This window comes from Streptomyces sp. NPDC092370, assembly GCF_044755265.1.
Taxonomy (GTDB): domain Bacteria; phylum Actinomycetota; class Actinomycetes; order Streptomycetales; family Streptomycetaceae; genus Streptomyces.
On record NZ_JBIVQO010000009.1, the window covers coordinates 103,499 to 129,272 of the forward strand.

The 25,774-nt window shown below is 70.7% G+C and carries 23 protein-coding genes and 2 pseudogenes; 13 read left to right on the forward strand and 12 right to left on the reverse strand.

Features of this window, described 5'->3' with window-relative positions:
* Window positions 1-90 precede the first annotated feature (90 nt).
* Window positions 91-765, reverse strand: a pseudogene (locus tag ACIQHQ_RS25720) (IS701 family transposase); the annotation flags it as partial.
* 569 nt (window positions 766-1,334) lie between these two features.
* On the opposite strand from ACIQHQ_RS25720, the gene ACIQHQ_RS25725 reads away from it, so the two are divergent.
* Both ACIQHQ_RS25725 and ACIQHQ_RS25730 read left to right on the forward strand, forming a co-directional pair.
* Complete coding sequence (locus ACIQHQ_RS25725; protein ID WP_402615555.1) at window positions 1,335-2,027, forward strand: response regulator; 693 nt, start codon at window positions 1,335-1,337, stop codon at window positions 2,025-2,027.
* On the forward strand, window positions 2,024-3,133 hold the full coding sequence (locus tag ACIQHQ_RS25730) for a sensor histidine kinase (RefSeq protein ID WP_402615558.1): 1,110 nt from the start codon (window positions 2,024-2,026) through the stop codon (window positions 3,131-3,133). Before ACIQHQ_RS25725 ends, ACIQHQ_RS25730 begins: the two co-directional genes overlap by 4 nt.
* 346 nt (window positions 3,134-3,479) lie before the next feature.
* Here ACIQHQ_RS25730 and ACIQHQ_RS25735 read toward each other — a convergent pair whose 3' ends face one another.
* From ACIQHQ_RS25735 to ACIQHQ_RS25745, 3 genes are all read right to left on the reverse strand, one after another.
* Window positions 3,480-4,007, reverse strand: coding sequence for a hypothetical protein (locus ACIQHQ_RS25735; protein ID WP_402615560.1), 528 nt, complete (start codon window positions 4,005-4,007; stop codon window positions 3,480-3,482).
* 100 nt (window positions 4,008-4,107) lie between these two features.
* Window positions 4,108-5,904 (reverse strand): ABC transporter ATP-binding protein, encoded by a 1,797-nt coding sequence (locus ACIQHQ_RS25740; RefSeq protein WP_402615563.1) that lies wholly within the window; start codon window positions 5,902-5,904, stop codon window positions 4,108-4,110.
* Between the two features lie 76 nt (window positions 5,905-5,980).
* Entirely contained in the window at window positions 5,981-6,193 is a 213-nt protein-coding gene (locus ACIQHQ_RS25745) for a hypothetical protein (protein ID WP_402615565.1), read from the reverse strand.
* 334 nt (window positions 6,194-6,527) lie between these two features.
* Between ACIQHQ_RS25745 and ACIQHQ_RS25750 the strand changes: the two genes are divergently transcribed.
* Entirely contained in the window at window positions 6,528-7,688 is a 1,161-nt protein-coding gene (locus ACIQHQ_RS25750; protein ID WP_402615568.1) for a DUF418 domain-containing protein, read from the forward strand.
* 363 nt (window positions 7,689-8,051) lie between these two features.
* Here ACIQHQ_RS25750 and ACIQHQ_RS25755 read toward each other — a convergent pair.
* Window positions 8,052-8,192 (reverse strand): annotated as a pseudogene (locus ACIQHQ_RS25755) (DUF5937 family protein); the annotation flags it as partial.
* Between the two features lie 276 nt (window positions 8,193-8,468).
* Window positions 8,469-8,861, reverse strand: a complete 393-nt coding sequence (locus ACIQHQ_RS25760; protein ID WP_402615571.1) for a nuclear transport factor 2 family protein — start codon at window positions 8,859-8,861, stop codon at window positions 8,469-8,471.
* A 128-nt stretch (window positions 8,862-8,989) separates the two neighbouring features.
* Here ACIQHQ_RS25760 and ACIQHQ_RS25765 point away from each other — a divergent pair, with 128 nt between their 5' ends.
* From ACIQHQ_RS25765 to ACIQHQ_RS25800, 8 genes are all read left to right on the forward strand, one after another.
* A complete protein-coding gene (locus tag ACIQHQ_RS25765) occupies window positions 8,990-9,568 on the forward strand; it encodes a PadR family transcriptional regulator (protein WP_402615574.1) in 579 nt (192 codons plus the stop codon).
* A gap of 43 nt (window positions 9,569-9,611) precedes the next feature.
* Window positions 9,612-10,472: an SGNH/GDSL hydrolase family protein gene (locus ACIQHQ_RS25770; protein ID WP_402615576.1), complete on the forward strand. Its 861-nt coding sequence runs from the start codon at window positions 9,612-9,614 to the stop codon at window positions 10,470-10,472.
* A gap of 365 nt (window positions 10,473-10,837) precedes the next feature.
* Window positions 10,838-11,443 carry a lytic polysaccharide monooxygenase gene (locus tag ACIQHQ_RS25775; protein WP_031143971.1) on the forward strand — a complete coding sequence of 202 codons (606 nt, stop codon included), beginning with the start codon at window positions 10,838-10,840 and terminating at the stop codon, window positions 11,441-11,443.
* A 716-nt stretch (window positions 11,444-12,159) separates the two neighbouring features.
* A complete protein-coding gene (gene argC / locus ACIQHQ_RS25780; protein WP_402615579.1) occupies window positions 12,160-13,188 on the forward strand; it encodes an N-acetyl-gamma-glutamyl-phosphate reductase in 1,029 nt (342 codons plus the stop codon).
* Window positions 13,185-14,336 carry a bifunctional glutamate N-acetyltransferase/amino-acid acetyltransferase ArgJ gene (argJ, locus tag ACIQHQ_RS25785; protein ID WP_402615582.1) on the forward strand — a complete coding sequence of 384 codons (1,152 nt, stop codon included), beginning with the start codon at window positions 13,185-13,187 and terminating at the stop codon, window positions 14,334-14,336. The genes argC and argJ overlap by 4 nt, the downstream gene beginning before the upstream one ends.
* On the forward strand, window positions 14,333-15,247 hold the full coding sequence (argB, locus tag ACIQHQ_RS25790) for an acetylglutamate kinase (RefSeq protein WP_402615584.1): 915 nt from the start codon (window positions 14,333-14,335) through the stop codon (window positions 15,245-15,247). The genes argJ and argB overlap by 4 nt, the downstream gene beginning before the upstream one ends.
* The gene (locus ACIQHQ_RS25795) at window positions 15,244-16,443 is read left to right on the forward strand and encodes an acetylornithine transaminase (RefSeq protein ID WP_402615586.1); all 1,200 of its coding nucleotides are present in this window, start codon (window positions 15,244-15,246) and stop codon (window positions 16,441-16,443) included. The genes argB and ACIQHQ_RS25795 overlap by 4 nt, the downstream gene beginning before the upstream one ends.
* Window positions 16,444-16,450: 7 nt before the next feature.
* Window positions 16,451-16,996 carry an arginine repressor gene (locus ACIQHQ_RS25800; protein ID WP_031114708.1) on the forward strand — a complete coding sequence of 182 codons (546 nt, stop codon included), beginning with the start codon at window positions 16,451-16,453 and terminating at the stop codon, window positions 16,994-16,996.
* Window positions 16,997-17,158: 162 nt separating this feature from the next.
* On the opposite strand, the gene ACIQHQ_RS25805 is transcribed toward ACIQHQ_RS25800, so the two are convergent.
* The 6 genes from ACIQHQ_RS25805 to ACIQHQ_RS25830 form a co-directional block, all read right to left on the reverse strand.
* Window positions 17,159-17,899: an FAD:protein FMN transferase gene (locus tag ACIQHQ_RS25805; RefSeq protein ID WP_402616049.1), complete on the reverse strand. Its 741-nt coding sequence runs from the start codon at window positions 17,897-17,899 to the stop codon at window positions 17,159-17,161.
* 55 nt (window positions 17,900-17,954) lie between these two features.
* Window positions 17,955-19,010, reverse strand: coding sequence for an FMN-binding protein (locus ACIQHQ_RS25810; protein ID WP_402615589.1), 1,056 nt, complete (start codon window positions 19,008-19,010; stop codon window positions 17,955-17,957).
* Window positions 19,011-19,050: 40 nt separating this feature from the next.
* Window positions 19,051-20,433: a ferric reductase-like transmembrane domain-containing protein gene (locus ACIQHQ_RS25815; protein WP_390990716.1), complete on the reverse strand. Its 1,383-nt coding sequence runs from the start codon at window positions 20,431-20,433 to the stop codon at window positions 19,051-19,053.
* Window positions 20,434-20,563: 130 nt separating this feature from the next.
* Window positions 20,564-21,265 carry a L,D-transpeptidase gene (locus ACIQHQ_RS25820; protein ID WP_402615591.1) on the reverse strand — a complete coding sequence of 234 codons (702 nt, stop codon included), beginning with the start codon at window positions 21,263-21,265 and terminating at the stop codon, window positions 20,564-20,566.
* A gap of 3 nt (window positions 21,266-21,268) precedes the next feature.
* Window positions 21,269-21,856 (reverse strand): pyridoxamine 5'-phosphate oxidase family protein, encoded by a 588-nt coding sequence (locus ACIQHQ_RS25825; protein ID WP_402615594.1) that lies wholly within the window; start codon window positions 21,854-21,856, stop codon window positions 21,269-21,271.
* Window positions 21,857-21,994: 138 nt separating this feature from the next.
* On the reverse strand, window positions 21,995-22,855 hold the full coding sequence (locus ACIQHQ_RS25830; protein WP_402615596.1) for a hypothetical protein: 861 nt from the start codon (window positions 22,853-22,855) through the stop codon (window positions 21,995-21,997).
* Window positions 22,856-23,144: 289 nt separating this feature from the next.
* Between ACIQHQ_RS25830 and argH the strand changes: the two genes are divergently transcribed.
* Both argH and ACIQHQ_RS25840 read left to right on the forward strand, forming a co-directional pair.
* Window positions 23,145-24,578, forward strand: coding sequence for an argininosuccinate lyase (argH, locus tag ACIQHQ_RS25835; RefSeq protein ID WP_402615599.1), 1,434 nt, complete (start codon window positions 23,145-23,147; stop codon window positions 24,576-24,578).
* Between the two features lie 138 nt (window positions 24,579-24,716).
* Window positions 24,717-25,688 carry an aldo/keto reductase gene (locus ACIQHQ_RS25840; RefSeq protein WP_402615602.1) on the forward strand — a complete coding sequence of 324 codons (972 nt, stop codon included), beginning with the start codon at window positions 24,717-24,719 and terminating at the stop codon, window positions 25,686-25,688.
* Window positions 25,689-25,774 lie beyond the last annotated feature (86 nt).

Here is a 25,774-nt window from a genome sequence, read left to right on the forward strand (position 1 = left end):
TGTTCTGAGTGCTGGGCGGTTTTCAGGGGCTGTGTCCGTGTCGTTTGTAGTGGCTGATGAGGGCCTGGTGCCGGCGTCGTCGTCGCCAGGGGCCCAGTCCAAGATCCGTCGGCCATGGGCTCCTTCACCGCAGGACCGGCGTTTCCATTTCTGCCGCGGCAGGCCGGGAAACAGCTCGGGCATGGGATGGTCGATGAACCAGCGGGTGACGACGGTGTCGTGCCGGGTGGTGGCCATGACGTGGAAGACGTCCGCCTGCTCCAACTCGAACCGCCAGCCCTTGCTGTAGCCGTATGCGGCGTCCGCCGTGACCCAGCTGAACGGGATCTTGTCGGCGATGGCCCGGCGGACCATCGCCTTGGCCATGGCCACCTTCGTCTCGAAGCCGATGGCGTCGTCGATGCCGGCTCGCCGGCAGCGGTCCCGGTCGTCCGTCCAGGACGTGGGCAGATACAACCGCCGGTCGATCAGCGTGCGGCCGCGGCCGGTGGCGTAGGCGAGGAACACCCCGACCTGGCAGTTCTCGGTGCGCCCGGCGGTGCCGGAATACTGCCGCTGGACGCCGGCCGAACGGCTGCCCTTCTTCAGAAACCCGGTGTCGTCGACGATCAGGACGGCATCCCGGTCACCGAGGTGTTCCACGACGTAGTCACGAACGTTGTTCAGAACCGCGTCAGCGTCCCACTCGATCCGATTCAGCAACCGCTGGATGCGATCGGGACCCGTGTGCCCGGCCTCCTCCGCCAGCGTCCAGCCGTTCTTCCGCTACAGCGGCGAGGATCGGCACGACCGGGGTGCCGGTCATGGTCAGGGGGGTGCCCAGGGTCAGCAGGATCACGGCTCGGATGACGACCTTGGCGACGGCCTGGCGGCCGGCCGTACCGGTCTCGGCGTGCGGCGCCCGGTGATGAGGGACCGCGATGCCGGCCAGGACGGCGAACAGGGCGGAGGAGCGGCCTGCGCCAGCTAGATCAGGATGCCGATGACACCGCCCTGATCCTGGGCGGTGCCGACATGGACCGCGTACATGCCGACAGACGGCCAGGCCACGGGCCGGGTCCAGCCCGATCAGCCGGCCCACCCCGGGCGCACCGGTCGAGGTCTCACCACGCTCACGGCCAGGGGACGCGGCGTCGGCCGGGAGCAGCGCGGAGTCCGGGGGATGGGTCATGACCCTCAGGCTGGAGGCCGGCCGATCATGGACCATCCGGCAGAAGGCCGCCGTGTCCCTGCCGACTGGTGGGTGCTACCCCGCCGTGTGGCTGGAGCTGCCGCTCGACGGGCCACCGGGACCGATCGGGGCTTTAGGGTCGAGTCGGCATGGGCCGGACGGCATGAATGAAGGTGAGGCGGAGCACGTGATCCGGGTAGTGGTGGTCGACGACGAGGCACTGGTCCGCTCGGGCTTCGAACTCATTCTGAACGCGTCCGAGGACATCGAGGTCGTCGCGACCGCGAGCGGCGGCGAAGCCGTCGGGACTATCCGCCGGGAGCGGCCCGACGTGGTGCTGCTGGACATACGGATGCCGGACGTCGACGGGCTCACCGTCCTGCGCGAGCTGCGGAAGGCGCCGGACGCTCCGGTCGTGGCGATGCTGACCACCTTCGACGCCGACGAGTACATCCTGACCGCGCTGCACTCCGGCGCGGCCGGCTTCCTCCTCAAGGACACCGAGCCGGAGCAGCTCGCCCACCTGGTGCGCACCCTGGCCGCGGGCGGCGTCGTGCTCTCCCCCAAGGCGTCACGGAGCCTGTTGCACAGCCACCCCGGCACCGAGGCGGCCGTCGACGAGGACGCGGCACGGGTCCGGCTGCTCACCGCACGTGAACGCGACGTCCTCGTCCTGGTGGCGGAGGGACTGTCGAACGCCGACATCGGCGCGCGCATCCACCTGGGTGCCGGCACGGTCAAGGACCATGTCAGCGCCATCCTCACCAAGCTCCGGGTGTCGAGCCGGGTGCAGGCCGCGCTGCTGGCACAGCGGGCCGGACTGCTCGACGAGCACGCGCGGGAGGCAGGCCGATGAGCCGCCCACGCACCATGTGGCGGCGGCTTCCCACGCCGGTCACCGACCTCGCCCTGGTGGCGGTGGCGGCCGTGGATGTGTGGCTCAACATGGTGGAGCACACGCCCCTCGTGCTCGCGCTGGCCGCTGTCGGCTGCACCGCGCTGGCCTTCAGGCGCCGCTTCCCGCTCGGCGTGTTCCTGCTGACCCTGCCCGTCGCGCTGATGCAGGATGTCGCCGTCGCTGTGCTCGCGGCGCTGTTCACCCTGGCCGAACGCTCCCGAAATCGCCGTCTCCTCGCCATGTGCGTCGCCTTGGCCGCCGTCGCGAGCAGTACTCCGTGGCCCCTGGCCGAGGTCGACCGGACCATGACACTGGTCTTCTTCGTGTACGGCCTGGCGACCGCCGCGGCCCCGGTCCTCTTCGGCCAGCTTCTCCAGGCGCAACGGGACCTGGCGCGGCGGCTGGCCGAGATCGAGGAGGCCAGGGAGCATGAGCGGGCCCTGCATGCCCAGGCAGTGCTCGCCCGCGAACGCGCCCAGCTGGCCCGCGAGATGCACGACGTCGTCTCCCACCAGGTCAGCCTGATCGCCGTACGGGCCGGGGCGCTTCAGGTCGCCACCAAGGACGCGGACGCCAAGGAAGCCGCCCGCACGATCCGTTCGCTGAGCGTCACCACGCTCGACGAACTACGCACCATGGTCACGCTGCTGCGCGCCTCCGGCGGCGACGCCACCGAGCTGACGCCTCAGCCCACCCTGGCCGACCTGCGCAACCTGGTGGAATCAGGCGGCCCTCACGTGGAGGTGTCGGGTGAGCTGCCGCCCACCGTGGGCACACCCGCGCAACGGGCCCTCTACCGTACGGTCCAGGAAGCGCTGACCAACGTCCGCAAGCACGCCCCCGGCGCCAGAGCGCGCGTCGAGCTGTGGCAGGACGGCGACGGCATCGGAGTGACCATCACCAACACCCCGCCCACCCGCCCTTCGCTGCCCCTGCCCGGTTCGCAGCAGGGCTTGGTCGGTCTGCGGGAACGGGCCGACATTCTGCACGGCACCCTGGAGACGGGCCCGACCGCGGAGGGCGGCTACCGGGTGCGGCTGCGCATTCCCCTCAGCACGGACTGACCGAGCAGGCCGCCGGGCCGCACAGCCGCCGCCCGGCCGCCTGCCACGGCACGCCACCCCATGCTGTGCCGTGGTGGTGACTGGATGAGCCCATCGATCACGTCCAGACCTCATGCCGCGAACCGCGGTTCCGCTCGTCCGCCGCCCGGGGCGGGATGTGTCCTGTCGCGGGCCCCTTCAGACCGGTGTCGAGTCCTCGGTCCGTCGGCTGATCCGCGTGGATCTCGTACGCTCGCCGACGCCCTGGCCGGCCTCAGCGCCTGACGGAGGCCGGACAGGGGACGGCCAGGGGCCGATACGCGGCCGACGACATCGGCCCCTCAGCGGCATCCGCGACATCGCCGCGTCACTTCAGCAGGGTGCTGACCAAGGCGACGGCCATTCCCACAAGCGCGTCGATACCGCCGATCCTGACGGCTCGTCCCCACGTCCGGCCCGCGGCCCGGGCGGCGAGCACGCCCCAGCCCAGCAGCAGGACGGTGTTGATTCCGAAGGCGACGTACTCGATGCCTGTGGAGCGCCACCAGCCAAGGCCCGCCCCCCACAGCACCAGCGTGGTGGGCAACGCTGCCACTACCAGTGGCCATTCGGCGAGCACGGCACGCACCACACCCCGTACGCCGGGATGACCCTGCGCGTCGCGGTGGGCGATCTGGTGGGCGTAACCATGGGCCAGGGCCGAGGCGAGGGCGGTGAACAGGACCCATAGGGCGTCGTCCATGCGTGCCGCTCGAGTCGTCTCGCCGAACTGCGTGAGCGCGGCGACGGCCGAACTCGACACCAGGAGCCCGTACACGCCGCCGAACAGCGCGGCCGGCTGGGCCAGCCAGTCCCACACCGCGCCTCTGCAACGGATGGCGGACTCGGTGCGCATACAGGGCCTTTCACGGTCTTGGTTTGCGTGGGTGCCGGTGCTTGGGGTGGCCCGGCCGGGAACGCGGCAGTGGACGACCGGACACCCTGCGTGTGGTGCGTCATCGCGCGGGGGCGAGGAACTGGGTGGCCGCCAGGTGCGCGTACAGCCGGTCCTGGGCCACCAGTTCCTCATGGGTGCCCACGGCCCGGACATGTCCGCCGTCCATGACGACAATCCGGTCGGCACCCGTCACCGTCGACAGACGGTGGGCCACCACCAGCACGGTGGCCTCGCGAGCCACCTGCGCGACGACGTCCCGCAGCGCCAGCTCGTTGACGGCATCGAGCTGCGAGGTCGCCTCGTCCAGCAACAGCAGGCGTGGCCTGCGCAACAGGGCGCGGGCGATGGCGACGCGCTGCCGCTCACCGCCCGACAGCTTCGAGCCGCGGTGTCCGACCGGGGTGTCCAGGCCGTGGGGCAGGCGCTCGACGAGGGTGTCGAGCCTCGTGCGGGCCAGGACGTCGCGGATGTCGTCGTCCGTCGCGCCGGGCGCCGCGAAGACGAGGTTCTCGCGGAGCGTGCCGGCCAGCACCGGGGCGTCCTGCTCCACGTACCCGATGGCGGACCGTAGCTCGGACAGGGACCAGTCCCGTACGTCCTTGCCGTCGACCAGGACCCGGCCGCCGGTGGTCTCGTGGAACCGCTCGAGGAGTGCGAACACCGTCGACTTGCCCGCACCGGAAGGGCCCACGAAGGCCGTCATCCCGGTGCCCGGTACCTCGAAGCTCACCTGCTGATGGACGTACGGCTGGCCAGGTCGATAGCGGAAGGACACGTCCTCGAAGCGGACCGACGCCGGACCCGGGACCGGTGCCCCCTGCCTGGGCAGGGCGCCCGTCCGACGGTCGGGCGACTCCGTCGCCAGGCGTTCCACCTGCGCGATCCGGGACAGCGCGGCCGCCCCCTCCTGATAGGAGGACCCGGCTTCGATCAGCGTGGACACCGGCTCGATCAGGTAGAAGAGGTACAGCAGGAAGGCGATGAGGGTGGACACGGGGATCTCCCCGGACGCCACCCGCGCCCCGCCGACCGCGAGCACCGCGAGGAAGGCCAGCTGGACGGCGAGTTCGTCGGCCGAGCCCGCCGCGGCCTCCCACTTCGCGCTCTTCACGCCGTGCCGCCACGCTCGCCGCGCCGCCGCCTCCACCCGGTCGGTCTCCCGCTCCTCGGCGCCGGACGCCTTGACCGTGCGAAACGCCCCCAGAGCCCGCTCCAGCGCGACGGAGACCTCCCCGACCGCCTCCTGTGCCCGCTCCGTGGCCCGCGCGATCTTCGGCATCACCAGCGCGACGGCCCCGCCGATCAGCACGACCACCCCGAGCGTCACACCCAGCAGCACGAGGTCCAGGAACGCCATCATGACGATCGCCGCGACGAAGGCCACCGCGCCAGAGGCCGCGGAGACGACCGCCTGGGTACTGACCGCCCGCAGCAGCGTCGTGTCGGAAGTGATCCGGGACATCAGATCGCCCGGCGGGATCCGCTCGAACTCCGCGATCCGCAGCCGTAGCAACCGCCCCACCAGGGTGCGCCGCGCGGCCAGGACCACCGACTCCGCCGTCCGCTCCAGCACATACGCGCCGAACGCCTCGACCGCCGTGCCCGCCACCACCAGCACGGTGAGCGCGATCAGGATCCCGGCGATGGTCTCACCCGAGGCGAGCCGGTCCACCAGCATCTTCGTGGCCAGCGGTTGGAGCAGTCCCCCTGCGGCCCCGACCAGGGCACACAGCAGACCGAGGACGACGGCCCACCGGTGCGGCCGCACATACGCGTACAGCGCCCTGGCCGTCTCCCGGGCGGATAGAGACGTCTCATGGGGCTCATCCGTCGTCGGGGCGGATGCGGTGTTCACGAAATTCCTTTCTTCTGCCCTCCGCCCGGCACCGCGTCGGCGGCGCCGGCCGGACCGGGCGTGATCGTGTGCCGGCTCAGCGGACGAGTCCGACTGTGCTCGTGGCGAAGGCGCGCACCAACGCTTCGGGGACCTCAGGACGCACGACGAGCAGGACGAGGGCGCCCGCCGCCGGCAGCAGGCCGAGGAACTCCGCAAACCCGCCCCTCTGGACGGCGTCACGGCCCGGCACGTCGGCCCGTGACGCGAGAAGGGCGTCGGGCTCCTCGTGTCGCGCACGGTGTGTCATGCCTCCAGCCTGGAATCCCGGCCTCCGTGCGCCCATCCGGCAACCGTCGGGTCCACCCCCGCCGAGTGGCTGAAGAAGATCGTCGGCGAGTCGCACCGGTTCGCACCGGACAGGTCGGAAGTAAGACTCCGCCGGTCGGCGGGGCGGCACCCGCCGACCGGCGGGGCCGTTACCGAAGCCTGCCGGATGGCCTCCCGCCCGGCGGCGACGCGAGAGTCTCCACATGCCACAGACACCAACGACATCGCAGGGCACGTCAGCCCCGCAGGAGAACTCGCCTCCGCGGCCCCGGACCTCCCTCGAGCCCGCTGCGCCGGCCTCGGCCGGTCCCTCGATGGGACGACTCGTCGGGGTGGACCTGGCCCGTGCGCTGGCGGTGTTCGGCATGTACATCGTGCACATCGGCCCCCCGCTGTCCGCCACGACCGGCGTCGCCAGCTGGATCCGCTACATAGCGGACGGCCACTCCTCGGTCCTGTTCGCCACCCTCGCCGGGTTCTCACTGATGCTGCTCGCCGGCCGCCGCGAGCCCAAGACCGGCCTGGCCGGCCGGCAGGCGAAGGCCAGGATCGCGATCCGCGCCGTGGTCCTGCTGGCGCTGGGCACCGCAATGGCGATGGAGTACGGGGGAGTGATCATCCTCGGCTTCTACGGTGTCTACTTCCTCCTCGCCCTGCCCCTGGTGCGACTGAGCGCCAAGACGCTCGCGATCATCGCGGCCGCTTTCGCCCTCGTCACACCGCAGCTGGCGTTCGCCCTGAACTCGCTGCTGACTCCGTCGGTCCAGGAGAGCATCAACGCCTACGACCCGCTCCGCCGCCTCAGCGAGGTGGGAGTGCTCGATCTGCTGCTCACCGGCTTCTATCCGGCGCTCACCTGGATGTCGTTCGTGATCGCAGGCATGGCGCTGGGCCGCCTCGACCTGTCCTCCAGCACTGTCCGGCGGCGCCTGGCCGCAGTCGGTGCCTCCCTCACCGTGGCCGCGTACGGCATGTCCTTGCTGCTCGCCGGCAAGAACGCGCTGAGGAGCACGGCGGAAGACGGGTCGTCGTCCGGCGGCTCCGGTTCGATGCCCCCCGGCAGCGGTTCGATGCCCCCCGACGGCGGGTCGTTCCCCGATATGCCGGCGTCGTCGCTCCTGTCGGCCGGGCCGCACAGCGGCACCACGTTCGACATCATCGGCAGCGTCGGAGTCGCGATCCTCGTGATCGTGGGCGCGACGGTGCTGATGGACCGCCTGCCGCGACTGCGCCGTCTGGCGAAACCGGTCATCGCCGTGGGCACCATGTCCCTGACCGCCTACGTCGGCCACTTCGTCGCACAGTCCGTGCTGTCCACGCCCGCCGAAACCAGCACTCAGCAGTCGTGGTTGCCGCTGATCATGTACGTCCTCGGGGCGATCGTGTTCGCCACTGTCTGGTCCCGCTTCTTCCGCCGCGGCCCCCTGGAGTACCTGCTCAACGCCGCCACCAAGCCGGCGAAGCACATCCGATAACACCCGGCCGGGTGGGACGCCTCCACGCCCCACCCGGCCTGGACCGCTCACGGATCCAGCAGAACGCATAGTCTTCGCAGGCTTCCACCCGTAAGCCCTGTTCGTCGCCGAAAGGTGCACCGAGGGCCGCCAATCCCTGTGCATACCGACTCAGCCCACCACCGAACCAGCGACAGCAGCACACCAGTTGCGCTGTGCGGTCCTGTGCTGCTGCAGGGGCAGGGGCAGGGGCAGGGGCCGTGCGCTGCCGGCGGAGTTGCCGGTTTCCAGGGGCATCTGGTGGACGACGTGGATGAGGGCTGCGCGGTCGGCGCGGAGTTCGGCGAGCTCGTCTTCGTCTGCTGCGCGGAGTTCCTCGAGTCACGAACGCACCCACCCGTGCTGGACGGGGTGGTGCTTGGGCTCCACCAGCCCATGGAGACTCGGCACGGCTTCCATCGTCGGCGAGTAGGCGAACCCCACCCGCTCCGCACCGTCGGCAGGGACCCGGAACACGATCGTCATGACCCGTCATCCTTGCCGCACGGCGTCCGCGACGGGAGCCGCGCCGCGTTCTCGGTCTTCGGCCCACCCCGATGCCGTGAGCGTGTGCAGGACGGCTCGATGACGGACAACTGGTGCAGCGCCGTCTCGAGCTCGAAGCGCCCGCGCCGAAGGACGTGGCTCAGCCGCCGGGGATGTTGTGACGCCTCACCAGGAGGTCGTCGTCCCGCATGCTGGAGGGTGGCGGCGGTCAGTCAGGCGTTCCCGCGCCGATGACCACGGCGTCGGTCGTCGGGCTCACTGTTCGGCGGCCTCTTGGGCGATCTTCTCGAACTGGGCGCCCATGGCCTCCGACAGCGCGTGGGCGGCCGACAGCGGGCGCACCATCACCGTGAAGTCGTCGATCTTGCCGTCCTCGTCGAAGTGCAGGAAGTCGCAGCCCTGGAGCTTCTTTCCGGCGACGCTCGCGGTGAAGACGAACGCGTGGTCGCGGCCGTCGGGGTTCGCGATCTCCCGGACGTAGGTGAAGTTCTCGAAGACCTGTGTCACGGCGCGCAGGATCGCGGTGGTGATCGCCTTGCCCGGGTACGGCTTGAAGGCGACCGGGCTGGTGAAGACGACGTCGTCGGCCAGAAGGGCGGCCACGGCGTCCAGGTCACCGTTCTCGACGGCCTTGCGGAAGGGATGCATGATCGACCTCTATACTCAACGAGTTGCATAGGTGTAGAGGAGGGTAGAGGCGACTCCGATTCTTGTCGAGGGTGCGGCGCTCCGGGAGTGCTCATCATTGAATACTCGCTGGGCCGTACCGTGCTCCCATGGCATTGCGGAACGCGGTGATGGCCGCGCTGCTGGAGGGCGAGGCGTCCGGTTACGACCTCGCGAAGGGCTTCGACGCGACGGTCGCGAACTTCTGGGCGGCGACGCCTCAGCAGCTCTATCGGGAGCTGGAGCGCATGGAGGCCGAGGGGCTGGTCACGGCTCGCCTCGTCGAGCAGCGGCGTCGTCCCAACAAACGGCTGTTCTCTCTGACGGAGGCTGGGCGGGAGGCGGTGCGCGCATACACGGCCGAGCCGCCGGGTCGGCCCGCGGTCATCAGGGACGAGCTGCTGGTCAAGGTGCAGTGCGCGGACGCCGGCGACGTCGAGGCGGTGCGCGCCGCCGTCGTCGAACGCATGGAATGGGCCACGGCCAAGCTGGCCCGCTACGAGAGAATCCGGCAACGACTGCTGGGCGGCCGCTCGGAGGAGGCGTACTTCGCCGAGGCCGAGCGTATCGGCCCGTACCTCACTCTGCTGCGCGGGATGTCGTTCGAGCGGGAGAACCTCCAGTGGGGCGACATGACGTTGCGCAGGCTCGACCAGCGCGCCAAGATGGTTACTCAAAAAAGTGAGTAGAGTGGTGGCTCTTCCGGTGATCGCGAGAAGGAGTCAGCCGCTCATGTCAGGCACTGAGACCCGCTACCTGCGCTTCGTGGCCCTGGGCGACAGTCACACCGAGGGGGTGGGCGACGGCGACGATCTGACGGGCCTGCGCGGGTGGGCCGACCGGCTCGCCGAGCACCTGGCTCGCCACAGCCCGCAGCTCCAGTACGCCAATCTCGCGGTACGGGGCCGTCTGGCGGGGCAGGTCCACGCGGAGCAGTTGCCCGCGGCGCTTGCGCTACGGCCGGACTTCGCGACGGTCGTGGCCGGAGTCAACGACATGCTGCGCCCCCGCTTCGATCCGGATGAGGTGGCCGCGCATCTGGAGGCGATGTTCGCCGCGCTCACCAGCCAGGGGGCGCGCGTGGCGACGCTCACCGTTCCCGACATCGCGCGCGTCACTCCACTGGCCCGTCCGCTCCGGCCGCGTCTTGAGGCGCTGAACCACCGCGTTCGCGCGGCGGCGCACCGGCACGGTGTCGTCGTCGCCGACGTCACCCTGTATCCGGTGGCCACGGATCCACGTCTGTGGAGTCAGGACCGCCTCCACTCGAGCCCACTCGGCCACCAGCGGATCGCCGCGGCGCTCGCTCACTCGCTCAACCTGCCGGACACTGACGACTCCTGGACGCACCCGTTGCCCGTCCTGCCTGTTGGTCGGGCACGATTCTTGCGTGCCGCGTCAGCCGAGGTGCGCTGGGTCGCCGGATTCCTGGGTCCGTGGATCGGCAGGCGCGCGCGTGGGCGTTCCTCCGGAGACGGTCGCGTGGCCAAACGCCCGGACCTCCTGTCCGTCGGCAGCTCCGGCCAGCACTTCGGCCGTGCCTTCCAGCGTGGACAAGAGCCCTCCGTCGATCTGGCAGACGCCTCGGAGTAGCGAGATCCGCTGGTCCGAGCACGAGTAGCGGTCGGTGCTTGCCCGAGTCGGGAACGACGAACGATGCCCACTACGTCCTTCAAGAGGAGAGGGCGGCATCGCCGGCCAGGCGCACCAGTCCAGGCCGCATCCTCGCTTTCCGGTCCGGGGAACGGTTCTGACTCCCGGCTCACGGCAGATTCCCTGCCGGCCGCCCATCCCTGTAATCAACTCCGTTCGTTTTATTGACATCTCACTCGGAATACCTACCGTTGGGAGCGCTCCCATGACAGCCTTGCAACTGGAAGGAGTCCCCCCACATGCGCAAACAGAGTCCGTTAGCCGGACGTTTGTCGCCCCTCCGCCGGCCTCTCCAGGCGTTCGTCATGCTGTTCGCCGTGGTTGTCGGCGCACTCACCTGGTCGGCCCCCGCCCAGGCTCACGGCACCGTCGTCGGCCCCGCCACCCGCGCGTACCAGTGCTGGAAGACGTGGGGCAACAACCACACGAACCCGGCCATGCAGACCCAAGACCCCATGTGTTGGCAGGCCTTCCAGGCCAACCCCGACACCATGTGGAACTGGATGAGCGCGCTCCGCGACGGCCTCGGTGGCCAGTTCCAGGCACGGACCCCCGACGGGACGCTCTGCAGCAACAACCTCTCGAGGAACGCCAGCCTGAACAAGCCCGGACCGTGGAAGACCACCACCGTCGGCAACAACTTCTCGGTCCACCTGTACGACCAGGCGTCCCACGGTGCCGACTACTTCAAGGTCTACGTGAGCAAGCAGGGCTTCAACCCCAAGACGCAGACCCTGGGCTGGAGCAACCTCGACTTCATCACGCAGACCGGCCGCTTCGCCCCGGCGCAGAACATCACGTTCCCCGTCCAGACCTCCGGCTACACCGGACACCACATCCTGTTCGTGATCTGGCAGGCCTCGCACCTGGACCAGGCCTACATGTGGTGCAGCGACGTGAACTTCGGCTGAGCCGCAAAGCACGCACACGACACCGGCCTCTGCCGGGCGCCGGTAACCCGCCGTCCGGCCGACCGAGCCCCGTCGGGGCAGGGCCCCATGTGGTCACCCTGCCCCGACGGGGCTTCCTGCGTTCCTCACTTGACTCTGCCGGGGATCTTGGATGGTCGGACTCAACTGGATCATGGCTTCGGAGCGGGCGGGCAGGGTTTCGTAGTCGCGGGCCAGGAAGTCATGCGTCCTGCCCGTTGGCGTCATCACCTCAAGCCCAGGGCGATGACGCTGCTTCGCACGCCAGGTGAACCCCCGCATCGGCCGGGACGACAGCACCGGCACGTGAGCCATGTCCCAGACCGGCCGGCAGACCTCGCCGGCACCCACACGCCACGACGTGCTCCACCGGCGCAACCGCCGTCCCCGAGCAGCAGCCGATCCCGCACGCCGGCAGCCGCGTCGTAGGCCGTGACGAGCTGGTCCAGATGACTTGAGCCCGACGGAATCTTCGCCCTCGCTGCCTCACGCGCCAACAGCAGCACCGCCCGACCGGCAGCGGGGGCCATTCTTCGACTGTGATCGCTACGCACCGTTACGGAAGCAAGATCCGCCAACTGGCGTGCTCGTCCGCCAACTAAAATTCGCGGTCGCGGCAGTGGCCACCGCACGCCATGAATGGGATTGCATAAACGTGCAGAGAAACGTATAGTCATGCCCTCTAAGGAGGAGGATCCATGGCGGTACGTGCGGCAGTGGCCGGAGCGAGTGGGTACGCGGGCGGGGAACTGCTGCGTCTGCTCCTGGCGCACCCCGAGGTCGAGATCGGCGCCCTGACCGGCAACTCGAACGCGGGGCAGAAGCTCGGTGCGCTCCAGCCGCACCTGCTGCCCCTGGCCGGCCGAGTACTCCAGGAGACCACCCCGGAGGTCCTCGCCGGCCACGACGTCGTCTTCCTCGCGCTGCCGCACGGGCAGTCCGCCGCCGTCGCCGAGCAGCTCGGCCCGGACGTACTCGTCGTCGACATGGGCGCCGACTTCCGGCTGACGGACGCCGCCGCCTGGGAGAAGTTCTACGGCTCGTCGCACGCCGGAACCTGGCCCTACGGCCTTCCCGAACTGCCGGGTGGCCGCGCCGCGCTGGAGGGGTCCAAGCGCATCGCGGTGCCCGGCTGCTACCCGACCGCCGTCTCCCTCGCCCTCGTCCCGGCGTACGCGGCGGACCTGGCCGAGCCCGAGGCCGTGATCGTCGCCGCCTCCGGCACGTCCGGCGCGGGCAAGGCGCCCAAACCGCACCTGCTGGGCAGCGAGGTCATGGGCTCGATGTCCCCCTACGGCGTCGGCGGCGTGCACCGGCACACCCCCGAGATCACCCAGAACCTCAGCGCGGCCGCGGGGCAGCCGGTCTCCGTGTCGTTCACGCCGACCCTCGCGCCCATGCCCCGCGGCATCCTCGCCACGTGCAGCGCCAAGGCCGCCGACGGCGTCACGGGCGAGTCGCTGCGCACCACCTACGAGAAGGCGTACGCCGACGAGCCGTTCGTGCACCTGCTCCCCGAGGGACAGTGGCCCGCCACGGCGTCCGTCTACGGTTCGAACGCCGTTCAGGTGCAGGTCGCATACGACGAGGCCGCCGGGCGGATCATCGTGATCAGCGCCATCGACAACCTCACCAAGGGCACCGCGGGCGGTGCCGTCCAGAGCATGAACATCGCCCTGGGTCTCGACGAGACCACCGGACTTTCCACGATCGGAGTCGCACCGTGAGCGTCACGGCAGCCAAGGGATTCACGGCGGCGGGCATCGCCGCCGGGATCAAGGAGAACGGCAACCCGGACCTGGCCCTCGTGGTCAACAACGGGCCCCGCCGCGCCGCCGCCGGCGTCTTCACCTCCAACCGTGTGAAGGCCGCGCCGGTCCTGTGGTCCGAGCAGGTGCTGAAGAGCGGCCAGGTGTCCGCCGTCGTCCTCAACTCCGGCGGCGCCAACGCCTGCACGGGCTCCAAGGGCTTCCAGGACACCCACGCGACGGCCGAGAAGGCCGCCGAGGTCCTCGGCCGGGGCGCCATCGAGGTCGCCGTCTGCTCCACCGGCCTCATCGGCGTGCTGCTCCCCATGGACAAACTGCTCCCGGGCGTCGAGACGGCCGCCGAGGCGCTCAGCGAGCACGGCGGCGAGAAGGCCGCCATCGCCATCAAGACCACCGACACCGTCCACAAGACGTCCGTCGTCACCAAGGACGGCTGGACCGTCGGCGGCATGGCCAAGGGCGCGGGCATGCTGGCCCCCGGCCTCGCCACCATGCTCGTCGTCCTCACCACCGACGCCGACCTGGACGACGGGGTGCTGGACAAGGCCCTGCGGGCGGCCACCCGCACGACCTTCGACCGGGTCGACTCCGACGGCTGCATGTCCACCAACGACACCGTGCTGCTGCTCGCCTCCGGCTCGGCCGGGGTCAGCCCCGGCTACGAGGAGTTCGCCGAAGCCGTACGGCAGGTCTGCGACGATCTCGGCCAGCAGCTCATCCGGGACGCCGAGGGCGCCAGCAAGGACATCAAGGTCGAGGTGATCAACGCCGCGACCGAGGACGACGCCGTCGAGGTGGGCCGCTCCATCGCCCGCAACAACCTCCTCAAGTGCGCCCTCCACGGCGAGGACCCCAACTGGGGCCGCGTCCTCTCCGCGATCGGCACCACGCGGGCCGCCTTCGAGCCGGACCGGCTGAACGTCGCCATCAACGGCGTGTGGGTCTGCAAGAACGGCGGTGTCGGCGAGGACCGCGACAAGGTCGACATGCGCTACCGCGAGGTGCACATCGTCGCCGACCTCGCCGCCGGGTCCGAGACCGCCACCATCTGGACCAACGACCTCACCGCCGACTACGTGCACGAGAACAGCGCGTACTCGTCATGAGCAGTGGAGCCACGCGCAAGCACACCGCGCTGCCCAAGGCGCAGATCCTCATCGAGGCGCTGCCCTGGCTGGTCCGGCACAACGGCAAGACGGTCGTCATCAAGTTCGGCGGCAACGCCATGATCGACGAGGACCTCAAGGCCGCCTTCGCCCAGGACGTGGTGTTCCTGCACCACGCCGGCCTCAAGCCCGTCGTGGTGCACGGCGGCGGCCCGCAGATCAGCGCCGCCCTCGACCAGCACGGCATCGTCAGCGAGTTCAAGGCCGGCCTCAGGGTCACCACCGAGGACGCCATGGACGTCGTACGGATGGTGCTGGCGGGCCAGGTCCAGCGCGAGCTGGTCGGGCTGCTCAACCAGCACGGGCCGCTCGCCGTCGGCCTGACCGGCGAGGACGCGCACACCATCACCGCCACCAAGCACCAGCCCGAGATCGACGGCGAACTGGTCGACATCGGCCGGGTCGGCGAGATCACCGCGATCGACACCGGCGCCATCGAGGCCCTGCTCGCCGACGGCCGCATCCCGGTCGTCTCCTCGATCGCCCGCTCCCAGGACGACGGACATGTCTACAACGTCAATGCTGATACGGCGGCTGCGGCACTCGCTGCTGCACTGGACGCCGAAACCCTCATGGTCCTCACGGACGTCGAGGGCCTCTACGAGGACTGGCCGCACAGTGACGAGGTGATCAGCCGCCTCACCGCCGCAGAGCTGGAGCGGCTGCTGCCGGACCTGTCGTCCGGCATGGTGCCGAAGATGGAGGGCTGCCTGCACGCCGTGCGGGGCGGCGTGAACACCGCCCGCGTCATCGACGGCCGGGTCCAGCACTCGATCCTGCTGGAGATCTTCACCGACGAGGGCATCGGCACGATGGTCGTGCCCGACGAGCAAGAGGGGGAAGCCGTATGACCGTCCATCAGGAGTACGCCGAGCGGTGGCAGGGCGCGCTCATGAACAACTACGGCACCCCGCTGCTGCCCCTGGCACGCGGTGAGGGCACCCGCGTCTGGGACGCCGACGGCCGTTCCTACCTCGACTTCGTCGGCGGCATCGCCACCAACGCCCTCGGCCACGCCCACCCGGCGGTCGTCGAGGCCGTCACCCGGCAGATCGGCTCCCTCGGCCACATCTCCAACTTCTTCATGGCCGAGCCGACCGTCGCCCTCGCCGAGCGGCTGCTGCGCCTGTTCGGCCGGGACGGCAAGGTCTTCTTCTGCAACTCCGGCGCCGAGGCCAACGAGGCCGCGTTCAAGATCGGCCGGCTGACCGGGCGGACCCACGTCGTCGCCACCGAGGGCGCCTTCCACGGGCGGACCATGGGCGCCCTGGCCATGACCGGCCAGGCCGGCAAGCGCGAGCCGTTCCTGCCCCTGCCCGGTGATGTCACCCACGTGCCCTTCGGTGACGCGCAGGCCCTGGCCGCCGCGGTCACCGAGGAGACCGCCCTCGTCATCCTGGAGCCGATCCAGGGCGAGCTCGGCGTCGTCGTCCCGCCGGCCGGTTACCTCAAGGCGGCCCGGGCGATCACGGCGGCGACGGGGGCGCTCCTCGTCCTCGACGAGGTGCAGACCGGCATCGGCCGGACCGGCCACTGGTTCGAGTACCAGGCCCACGAAGGCGTCCTGCCCGACGTCGTCACTCTCGCCAAGCAGCTCGGCGGCGGGCTGCCGCTGGGCGCCACCGTCGCCTTCGGGCGGGCCGCGGAGCTGCTCCGGCCCGGCCAGCACGGCACCACGTTCGGCGGCAACCCGGTCGCCTGCGCCGCCGGGCTCGCCGTCCTCGACACCATCGAGAACGAGGGGTTGCTGGAGAACGTCAAGCGGCAGAGCGAGAGGTTGCGGGAGGGAATCGAGGGCCTCGGCCACCCGTTGATCGATTTTGTCCGGGGCACGGGACTCCTCCTGGGTATCGTGCTCACCGAGCCGCTCGCGCCCCAGCTGCGCCAGGCGGCTCAGGAGGCCGGATTCCTGGTGAACGTGCCCGCCCCCGAGGTCGTCCGGCTGATGCCGCCGCTGAACCTCGGCGACGACGAGGCGGACGCGTTCCTCGAGGCGCTGCCCGGCATCCTCCAGGCAGTGAACGGGGACGGACGATCCGGGGAATGAGACGACGATGAGCCAGGCGCAGGACCACGAGCAGCCGGGGGCGAACGGGCCCGCCGTGCCGCAGACCCGCACCGCCCGCCACCGCCGGATCGTGGACATCCTCAACCGGCAGCCGGTCCGCTCGCAGAGCCAGCTGGCGAAGCTGCTCGCCGACGACGGGCTGAGCGTCACGCAGGCGACGCTCAGCCGGGACCTGGACGAGCTGAACGCGGTGAAGATCCGCAACACCGACGGCGACCTGATCTACGCGGTGCCCAGCGAGGGCGGATTCCGTACGCCCCGGGCGCCGCTGGGCGGGTCGGCGAAGGAGGAGCGGATGCGGCGGCTGTCGCAGGAACTGCTGATCTCCGCGGAGGCCTCGGCGAACCTCGTGGTCCTGCGTACCCCTCCGGGGGCCGCGCAGTTCCTGGCCTCGGCCATCGATCAGGCCGAACTGCACGACATCCTGGGGACGATCGCCGGTGACGACACGTTGCTGCTGATCAGCAGGGAGCCGACCGGCGGGCAGGCGCTGGCCGATCATCTGCTGAGGCTGGCGCAGAACGGGCACTGAGCGTCGTGTCGTCGGATGCGGGTTGTCCGTGGCTGATCGCGCGGTTCCCCGCGCCCCTGGGCCGGCCCAGGGGCGGGCCATCGTGCCGCTGAAGGCGGCACGGGTGGGCGCAGCGGTACCCCGCTTCGGCGGGCTGCGGACCCGCACGCCCCCGGCCACACCTCACCCCATCCTCGCCGCCAGCCCCCCGGTACACCGCACCTCGTCACCGGCGGTGATGAGCAGCGCCTCGACATCCGGCAGCGACTCCAGCCACGCCAGGCCCTCCCGCGAGCCCATCGCGAACGCCGCCGTCGCCCAGCAGTCGGCCCAGGTCAGATGGGGCCCCACCACCGTGACGGCGACGAGGTCGGTCACGGCCGAACGGCCCGTGCGCGGATCGACGATGTGCGCACCCCGCTCCGCCGTACCGGACGTGGCCACGGACAGCTCGTCGGCCCCGGCGGCCGAGATGACCGCCGCCAGGCCTCCCGGCCGCAGTGGGTCGGCCACACCCACCCGCCACGGGCGCTGAGCCCCCGGCGTACCGAGGAGCTGCACGTCCCCGCCGCCGTTCAGGTTCACCCCGCACACCCCGGGCACCTCCGCCAGCCGCCGCGCGGCCCGTTCGACGGCCCAGCCCTTGACGATGCCGGTCGGATCGAGGCGGCCCCGGTAGGAGGTGCTGAACCAGCCGTCGCTCAACCGCTCCGCCTCGGCGGCCAGTTCCAGCACCTCGGCGACCTCGGGGTCGCATTCCTCGACGGTCACCTCCCCACGTTGCAGCCGGGAGATCTGGCTGTCCTCGCGGTACGTGCTGAACACCGCGTCGACCCGGTGCAGCCCGGCGACGGCCTCGTCCAGGGCCGCGCGCACGGCGGCCGGTTCCCCGCCGCGGACGTCGAAGGAGAAGACGGTCCCCATCGTCTCCTCGGCATGACGTACCGCGGCGGGAGCCTTTGCGGAGTCGGTCACCTGGTCAGCCACCGGCCTGGTCCAGCGCGGACTGGAGGGACTGCTTGTAGCCGGCGCTGGTGTACGTCGCCCCGGACACGGCGTCTATCTGCGCGTTCCCGGCCGCTACGGCCGCCTGGTTGAGGCGGGGGACGGAGGAGGAGGTGATCTGGTCGCTGCGGCCGCCCTTGGGGGCCTGGACCGCCTCGGCCTTGGTGATCTTCCCGCCGACGACGGTCACCCGCACCTGCACCGGGCCGTACTGCGTCTGCGCCACGCTGCCGGTGAGGGTCTGGGTCTCGGTCCGACCGCCCCCCGACCCCGCGGCCTGCGAGGAACCGCCCCCGGCCGGAGCCTTGTCCAGGGCCGACTGGAGGGACTTCTTGTAGCCGGCGCTGGTGTACGTGGCGCCCGAGACCGCGTCGATGTCGGCGGTTCCGGCCGCTACGGCCGCCTGGTTGAGGCGGGGGACGGAGGAGGAGGTGATCTGGTCGCTGCGGCCGCCCTTGGGGGCCTGGACCGCCTCGGCCTTGGTGATCTTCCCGCCGACGACGGTCACCCGCACCTGCACGGGGCCGTACTGCGTCTGCGCGACATCACCGGTCAGCGTCTGCGCGTCCCCCGACCCCTGCTGCGCTCCGGCCGACGCCTTCGCCTTGTCCAGGGCCGACTGGAGGGACTTCTTGTAGCCGGCGCTGGTGTACGTGGCGCCCGAGACCGCGTCGATCTCCACGCTCTGCGCCGCGACCACCGCCTGGTTGAGGCGGGGCACCGAGCTCGCGGTGATCTGGTCGCTGCGCCCGCCCTTGGGCGCCTGCACCGCCTCGGCCCGGGTGATCCTGCCGTTGTTCATCGTCAGGCGGACCTGCACCGCGCCGTACTGCGTCTGCGCCGCGTCACCGGTGACCGCGCCGTTCACGCCGCCCTGCGGTGCCTGTCCGGCCGCCGCGGGCGGCGCCTGCCCTGCCGCCTGGGCCGAACCCGGGTCGGAGGCCGGCTTCAGGGACAGCAGAAGCACGATCCCGGAGACGGTGGCTGCGCCGGCGAGTACGGCGCGCCGGACGGGGTGAGACTTCCTCATCGTTTCCCAAACTCCTGAAGGGCCGTTGGTGTCCCGTCGCTCACATCTCGAACGACTCGTGATGGATACGGCGGGCGGGTACTCCCGCGCCGCGCAGTGCCTCGTAGACGGACTGCGCGAAGCCGGGCGGCCCGCACATGAAGACGTCGTGGTTGTCGATGTCCGGGATCTTCCGCTGGAGGGACTCGGCGGAGATGTCGGGGCGTTCCCCGTCGGGGCTGTTGACCGCGTACATCAGCCGCGCGCCACGCTCGTCGGCGATCTTGGCGAGCTCGCCCCACAGCGCCAGGTCCTGGGTGCTGTTGGCCCGGTACAGGAGCGTGATGTCACCGGACGCGCCCGGCAGCGTCTCGAACAGCGCCCGCATCGGGGTGATGCCCACGCCGCCGGCCACCAGGAGCACCTTGCCGCGGCTGCGGCGCTGCGCGGTCATCGCCCCGTACGGGCCCTCGGCCCACACCCGCGTGCCGGGCGTCAGTTCGCGCAGCCGGGAGGTGTGGTCGCCGATCGCCTTGACGGTGATCCGCAGCATGTCCGGGCGGGGCGCCGCCGACAGGGAGTAGGGGTGCGAGCTGAAGCGCATGCCCGGCGCCATGAACCGCCAGCGGAAGAAGTGCCCGGCCTCCGCGCCCATCCGGTGCAGCTTGCGCCCGCCGATCAGCACGGACACGATGCCCGGGGTCTCCTCGATGACCGCCTCGACCCGCATGCGGTGCCGCAGGTTCAGCCGGATCGGCGTGAGGATCCGGTACCAGACGACCAGCGCGGTCACCACGCCGTACAGCCCGTACCAGAAGGTCTTGGCCGCGGGCTCGACGGCGAACTCGTTGCCGGTCGTGATCTGGTGCCAGAACGTCAGGTACACCGCCGCGTAGGTGAGCAGGTGCACGTGGTACCAGGTGTCGTAGCCGATCAGGCGGCGCACCCCGCCGATCGACAGGATCCCGATGAGGAACAGCAGCCCCGTGCCGATGGCGGCCTTGCCCATGTCCGGCAGCTGGTTGATGGAGTCGGTCGTCTGCTGGACGATGTCGCCGAGCCCCTTGCCCGCCTGCAGGGCGTAGCCCCACATGATCAGGAAGACATGGGCGAGGACCAGGCAGAGTGTGTAGCGACCGGTCATGGCGTGCCAGCGCGCGACCCGGTCGGTGCCCACCCGGCGCTCCAGCGCGGGCACCCGGGCCATCTGGAGCACCACCAGCGCCATGAGGTACCCGGCGAGCAGGCCGGTGATGCGGCCCGCGGCCAAGATTTTGGCCGAGGTGTCCGCGAGGGACGGTGTGTTGTCCCACCACAGCCACAGCACGGCCGCCGCACCGGCCCACAGGGCGATCAGCAGCGGGACGGCCGGGGAGCGGCGCGGGCGGATGCGGCGCATCGTCTGGCGGCGGGCGGCACGTCCGCCTGCGAGCGTGGTGGTCACGGTTCCTCCGTGGGGACTTGACCCTTGGCCCACAGATACGTGCGGTGACACGGGAGTGTTCAGCCGGGTGCCGAGTCGTGTGCGAACAGGAGTGACCGTTGGTAACACTCGCGCGCGGGCCGACGGACTCTCAGAGGCGCGTGACGGCCGTGCTTCCGCTGAGCGTCCCCACGGCGATGTGCGGACGCCGCGCGGGGTCGGCCCAGACGAGGATGCGCCGCATCGCGTCCTCGGACACGGAGACACAACCGGCCGTCGCGCCCCGCCCGTCGACGTGGAGGAAGATGCCCGCGCCCCGCCCGCGCACGGGACGCTCGTAGTTGAATCCGATGACGAGCGCGTGCGCGTACTGCGTGCGATACGTGATCAGGTGCTCGGACTCGGCGGCCCGGCAGTCCGCCGCACGTGGCTCGGTCCAGCGGTTGTAGGAGCGGGAGTCGTTGTCCTGGCACCACCAGGACTCCTGGCGCACCCGGCGGTACCCGTACGCCGTCCCGCGCGGCGCGGCCTCGATGCCGAACGCGTACGGCAGGCCGTAGAGGCCGGTGGGGGTGGTGTTCGTGCCCTGCTTGCGGGAGGCGCCCTCGACGAGCCCCTTCGCCCCGAAGCGTGCGGGCGCGGAGCCCCTCTTCACCCAGCGCCCGCCTCCGTCGCGGTCCCACCAGGTGACGGTGCCCGTCGTCGAGGCGCGCTGCGGAGCCACCGCTGTGATCAGCTGGCTGCCGCCACCGGTGTCCGCCATCCGGGCCGGCAACGGTGGCACGGGGGTGGGCGGCCCGGCGCCGAGCACCACGAGCAAGGAGACGGCGAGGGCGACGGCACCGGGGCGCATGCCTCAGACGGTAGAGGGGGGCAGCGGCAACGGCAGCCCGGGGAGTCCGTCCAGGCTGGTGGCGATGTACTCCTTCTTGGTGAAGTAGGCGTTCAGCGAGGCGTCGTCCTCACGGGCGAACCGCTTGCCGTGCAGATCGCGGTCCGTCTCGTAGGCCATGAAGGGCACGCCGTAGCCACAGGTGTCACGGACGTGTTCGGCGGTGACGACGATGATCGCGCGCAGGCCGTGCGGCTTCGGGTCGATGTCGGGGAAGTGCGTGAGCAGTTCGGCGAAACGGGGGTCGTCGCGGAAGACCGGTTCGCCCCTGCCGTGCACCCGGACGATGTTCGGCGGGCCCTGGAAGGCGCACCACATCAGGGTGATCCGCCCGTTCTCCCGCAAATGGGCGATGGTCTCGGCGTTGGAACCGGCGAAGTCGAGGTAGGCCACGGTGAGTTCGTCGAGCACGACGAAAGAGCCCCTCAGTCCCTTGGGGGAGAGGTTGACCGTGCCGTCGGCCGCCAGTGGGGCGGTCGCGGTGAAGAAGACCGGCTGCGCCTCGATGAAGGTGCGGAGCCGGCCGTCTATGCGCTCATGAGTCTTTCCCATGTCCGAGATTATGAGCGCGGGTGTTTCGACTGTCTAAAGAATTGCGGGATCCGGTCACCTCTGCCGGATCCCGCATGCGGGCGTCGATGCGGCCGCCCCGGCCGGCGCTCCCACGGGGCGGCCACAGCGCCTGTCACCTCACTTGGTGAGTGTGCAGGCGGCCAGGGAGTCCAGGCCCTGCGGCTTGGCGGCGGTGCGGCCGATGGCGGTGGCGATGCGGTTGACGGTCGCCACGCGCTTGTCCTTGAGCGGGCCGAGGATGGCGTTCTGGACGAAGTTCGGGCCGCCCTGGCCGACGGTGTCGACCAGGCGCTTGTTGGCTTCCTGGATCTGCGTGTTGAGCAGGGTCAGGTTGCGGTCGACCTCGGCCTTGGCGGAGGCGGGGACCGCCGGGAGCTTCGACCTGACGTCCGGGCACGTGATCGTGCCGGCGGCGGCGTTGCCGGCGTTGCCCGCGTTACCGGCGTTACCGGCGTTACCGGCGTTACCGGCGTTACCGGCATTGCCGCCCGCCTGCGGCTTGCCGGCCGCGCCGCCGCCCGCGTTCGTGCCCGCGCCGTTGAGTGCGCAGGCGGCGAGGGAGTCCAGGCCCTGCGGCTTGGCGGCGGTGCGGCCGATGGCGGTGGCGATGCGGTTGACGGTCGCCACGCGCTTGTCCTTGAGCGGGCCGAGGATGGCGTTCTGGACGAAGTTCGGGCCGCCCTGGCCGACGGTGTCGGCCAGGCGCTTGTTGGCTTCCTGGATCTGCGTGTTGAGCAGGGTCAGGTTGCGGTCGACCTCGGCCTTGGCGGAGGCGGGGACCGCCGGGAGCTTCGACCTGACGTCCGGGCACGTGATCGTGCCGGGACTCGCGAGTGTCCGGGCGCCGGCCCCGTTGCTCTTGGAGGTCTCCCCGGCGAGGGCGAATCCGGCGATCACCGTGCCGGACAGCGCCACTGCGGCGGCGCCGCCGATGAAGGTGACGCGACGCTTGTTGTACTTCGGAAGAGCCCTGGACATGCGGATGCCTCACTAGGGGGTCGGGGGGTTCGTCGGTCGAAACGCGGCGCCTGCGTTCGGCGAGAGGTACGGGTAAGCGGTTTCCCGTGTTCAACGGATCTTCAAATTCTTCTCGCGCCGTCCGGATTCCGGCCCCATGCCGGGGTCGATTGACGAATCATGCAGAACTCTGCATACTCATGCATGTCGATCGCGGCCCGGCGGGACCTCGCGCAAGCAGTAGCGTGACGACCGCCTCCCCGGTGCGGGGAAGCGGTGGCACATCAACATCCACAGAGGAGCGCAGCAGGTGAGCAGCAACAGCGGTGACGTCCGGCTCTGGGGCGGTCGTTTCGCCGACGGTCCCGCCGAGGCTCTGGCGAAGCTGTCCGCGTCCGTCCACTTCGACTGGCGGCTCGCGCCGTACGACATCGCCGGTTCGCGCGCCCACGCGCGTGTGCTGCACAAGGCGGGTCTGCTCACGGACGACGAGCTGACCCGCATGATCGCCGGGCTGGACCAGCTGGAGGGCGACGTCGCCGACGGTTCCTTCGTGGGCACGATCGCCGACGAGGACGTCCACACCGCCCTGGAGCGCGGCCTCCTGGAGCGCCTCGGCCCCGACCTCGGCGGCAAGCTGCGCGCGGGCCGCTCCCGCAACGACCAGGTCGCCACCCTCTTCCGGATGTACCTGCGCGACCACGCCCGGATCGTCGGCGGTCTGATCGCCGAGCTGCAGGACGCGCTGATCGGCCTCGCCGAGGCCCACCCGGACGTGGCCATGCCCGGCCGCACCCACCTCCAGCACGCCCAGCCCGTCCTCTTCGCGCACCACGTCCTGGCCCACGTCCAGTCCCTCTCCCGGGACGCCGAGCGGCTGCGCCAGTGGGACGCGCGCACGGCGGTCTCGCCCTACGGCTCGGGCGCCCTGGCGGGTTCCTCCCTCGGACTGGACCCGGAGGCGGTGGCGAAGGACCTCGGCTTCGAGCACGGCAGCGTCGGCAACTCGATCGACGGCACGGCTTCCCGCGATTTCGTCGCCGAGTTCGCCTTCATCACGGCGATGATGGGGGTCAACCTCTCCCGGATCGCCGAGGAGGTCATCCTCTGGAACACGAAGGAGTTCTCCTTCGTGACCCTGCACGACGCGTTCTCGACGGGCTCGTCGATCATGCCTCAGAAGAAGAACCCGGACATCGCGGAGCTGGCCCGCGGCAAGAGCGGCCGCCTCATCGGCAATCTGACGGGTCTGATGGCCACCCTCAAGGCCCTCCCGCTCGCGTACAACCGCGACCTCCAGGAGGACAAGGAGCCGGTCTTCGACTCCATCGACCAGCTGGAGGTCCTGCTCCCGGCCTTCACCGGCATGATGGCCACCCTCACCGTCCACCGCGAGCGCATGGAGGAACTGGCCCCGGCCGGCTTTTCCCTCGCCACGGACATCGCCGAGTGGCTGGTCAAGCAGGGCGTCCCGTTCCGCGTGGCCCACGAGGTCGCCGGCGAGTGCGTGAAGGTTGCCGAGGCCGAGGGCAAGGAACTGGACGAGCTCACGGACGAGCAGTTCGCCAAGATCTCCGCCCACCTCACCCCCGAGGTCCGTACGGTCCTCAACGTCCCCGGCGCCCTGGCCTCCCGCAACGGCAGGGGTGGCACGGCCCCGAGCGCGGTGGCGATCCAGCTGGGAGAGGTGAAGGCGGACGTGGCGGCCCAGCACGCCTGGGCGACGGCCCGTCAGCAGGCTTGATCGGGGGCGCGGGGCACCGCGCGCTCAGGTGAAGCGAACCGCACGCGCCGAAACACCGCGGCGGCCGGGTCCCGGGGCGAAGGTCATCGCAGGTTACGTTGTCCGGAAGCCACCGGAGCCGACCGAACGGAGCCGACGATGCCCTTCGCCCGCCTGGCCGCAGCGACGACCCCCACCTGTCACATCGGCCTCGGCCTCGCCGCCGTCGGACGCCCCGGCTACATCACCCTGGGCCGGGACGAAGACCTTCCCGCGGAGCGCACGGTCGATGCCCTGCGGGAACGCACCCACGAACTCCTCGACGCCGCCTACGCCCAAGGTGTCCGCTACTTCGACGCCGCCCGCTCCTACGGCCTCTCCGAGGAGTTCCTCGCCGACTGGCTGAAGGGCAGGCCCGGCCTCGACGACATCGTGGTGGGCAGCAAGTGGGGTTACACCTACACCGCCGACTGGTCCACCGACGCCGAGAAGCACGAGGTCAAGGACCACAGCCTCGCCGCCTACGAACGGCAGTGGGCGGAGAGCGACGCCCTGCTCGGCGACCGCCTCGACCTCTACCAGATCCACTCGGTGACCCCGGACAGCCCCGCCCTCACCGACGAGGAACTGCACGCGAAGCTCGCCGAGGCCGCCGCGCGGGGCCTCACCGTCGGCTTCTCCACCAGCGGCCCCGCCCAGGCGGAGGCGATCCGCGCGGCCCTGGCCGTGACGGTCGACGGCGAACCCCTCTTCCGTACCGTGCAGTCCACGTACAACGCGCTGGAGACCTCCGCCGGTCCCGCCCTCGCCGAGGCGCACGACGCCGGACTCACCGTGATCGTCAAGGAGGGCATGGCCAACGGCCGCCTCGCCGGGCCGCACGCCCCGGACGCCCTCAAGGAGATCGCCGAGCGGACCGGGCTGGGCTGCGACGCGGTCGCCCTGGCCGTGATCCTCCGGCAGCCCTGGGCCGGTGTCGTCCTCTCCGGCGCGGCCACCACGACCCAGCTCGCCTCGAACCTGCACGCCGCGGTGGTCGATCTCGACGACGACCAGCTGGCCCGCCTCGCCGCGCTGGTGGAGGAGCCGCACACCTACTGGGAACGGCGCGGGCAGCTGCCCTGGCACTGATCACCCCTTTCCGCACGGCAGTGCGGCAGTACGGCAGCCGCGAGGCACTCATGCCCGGAATGAGACATCACTGTCTCATATGCCTT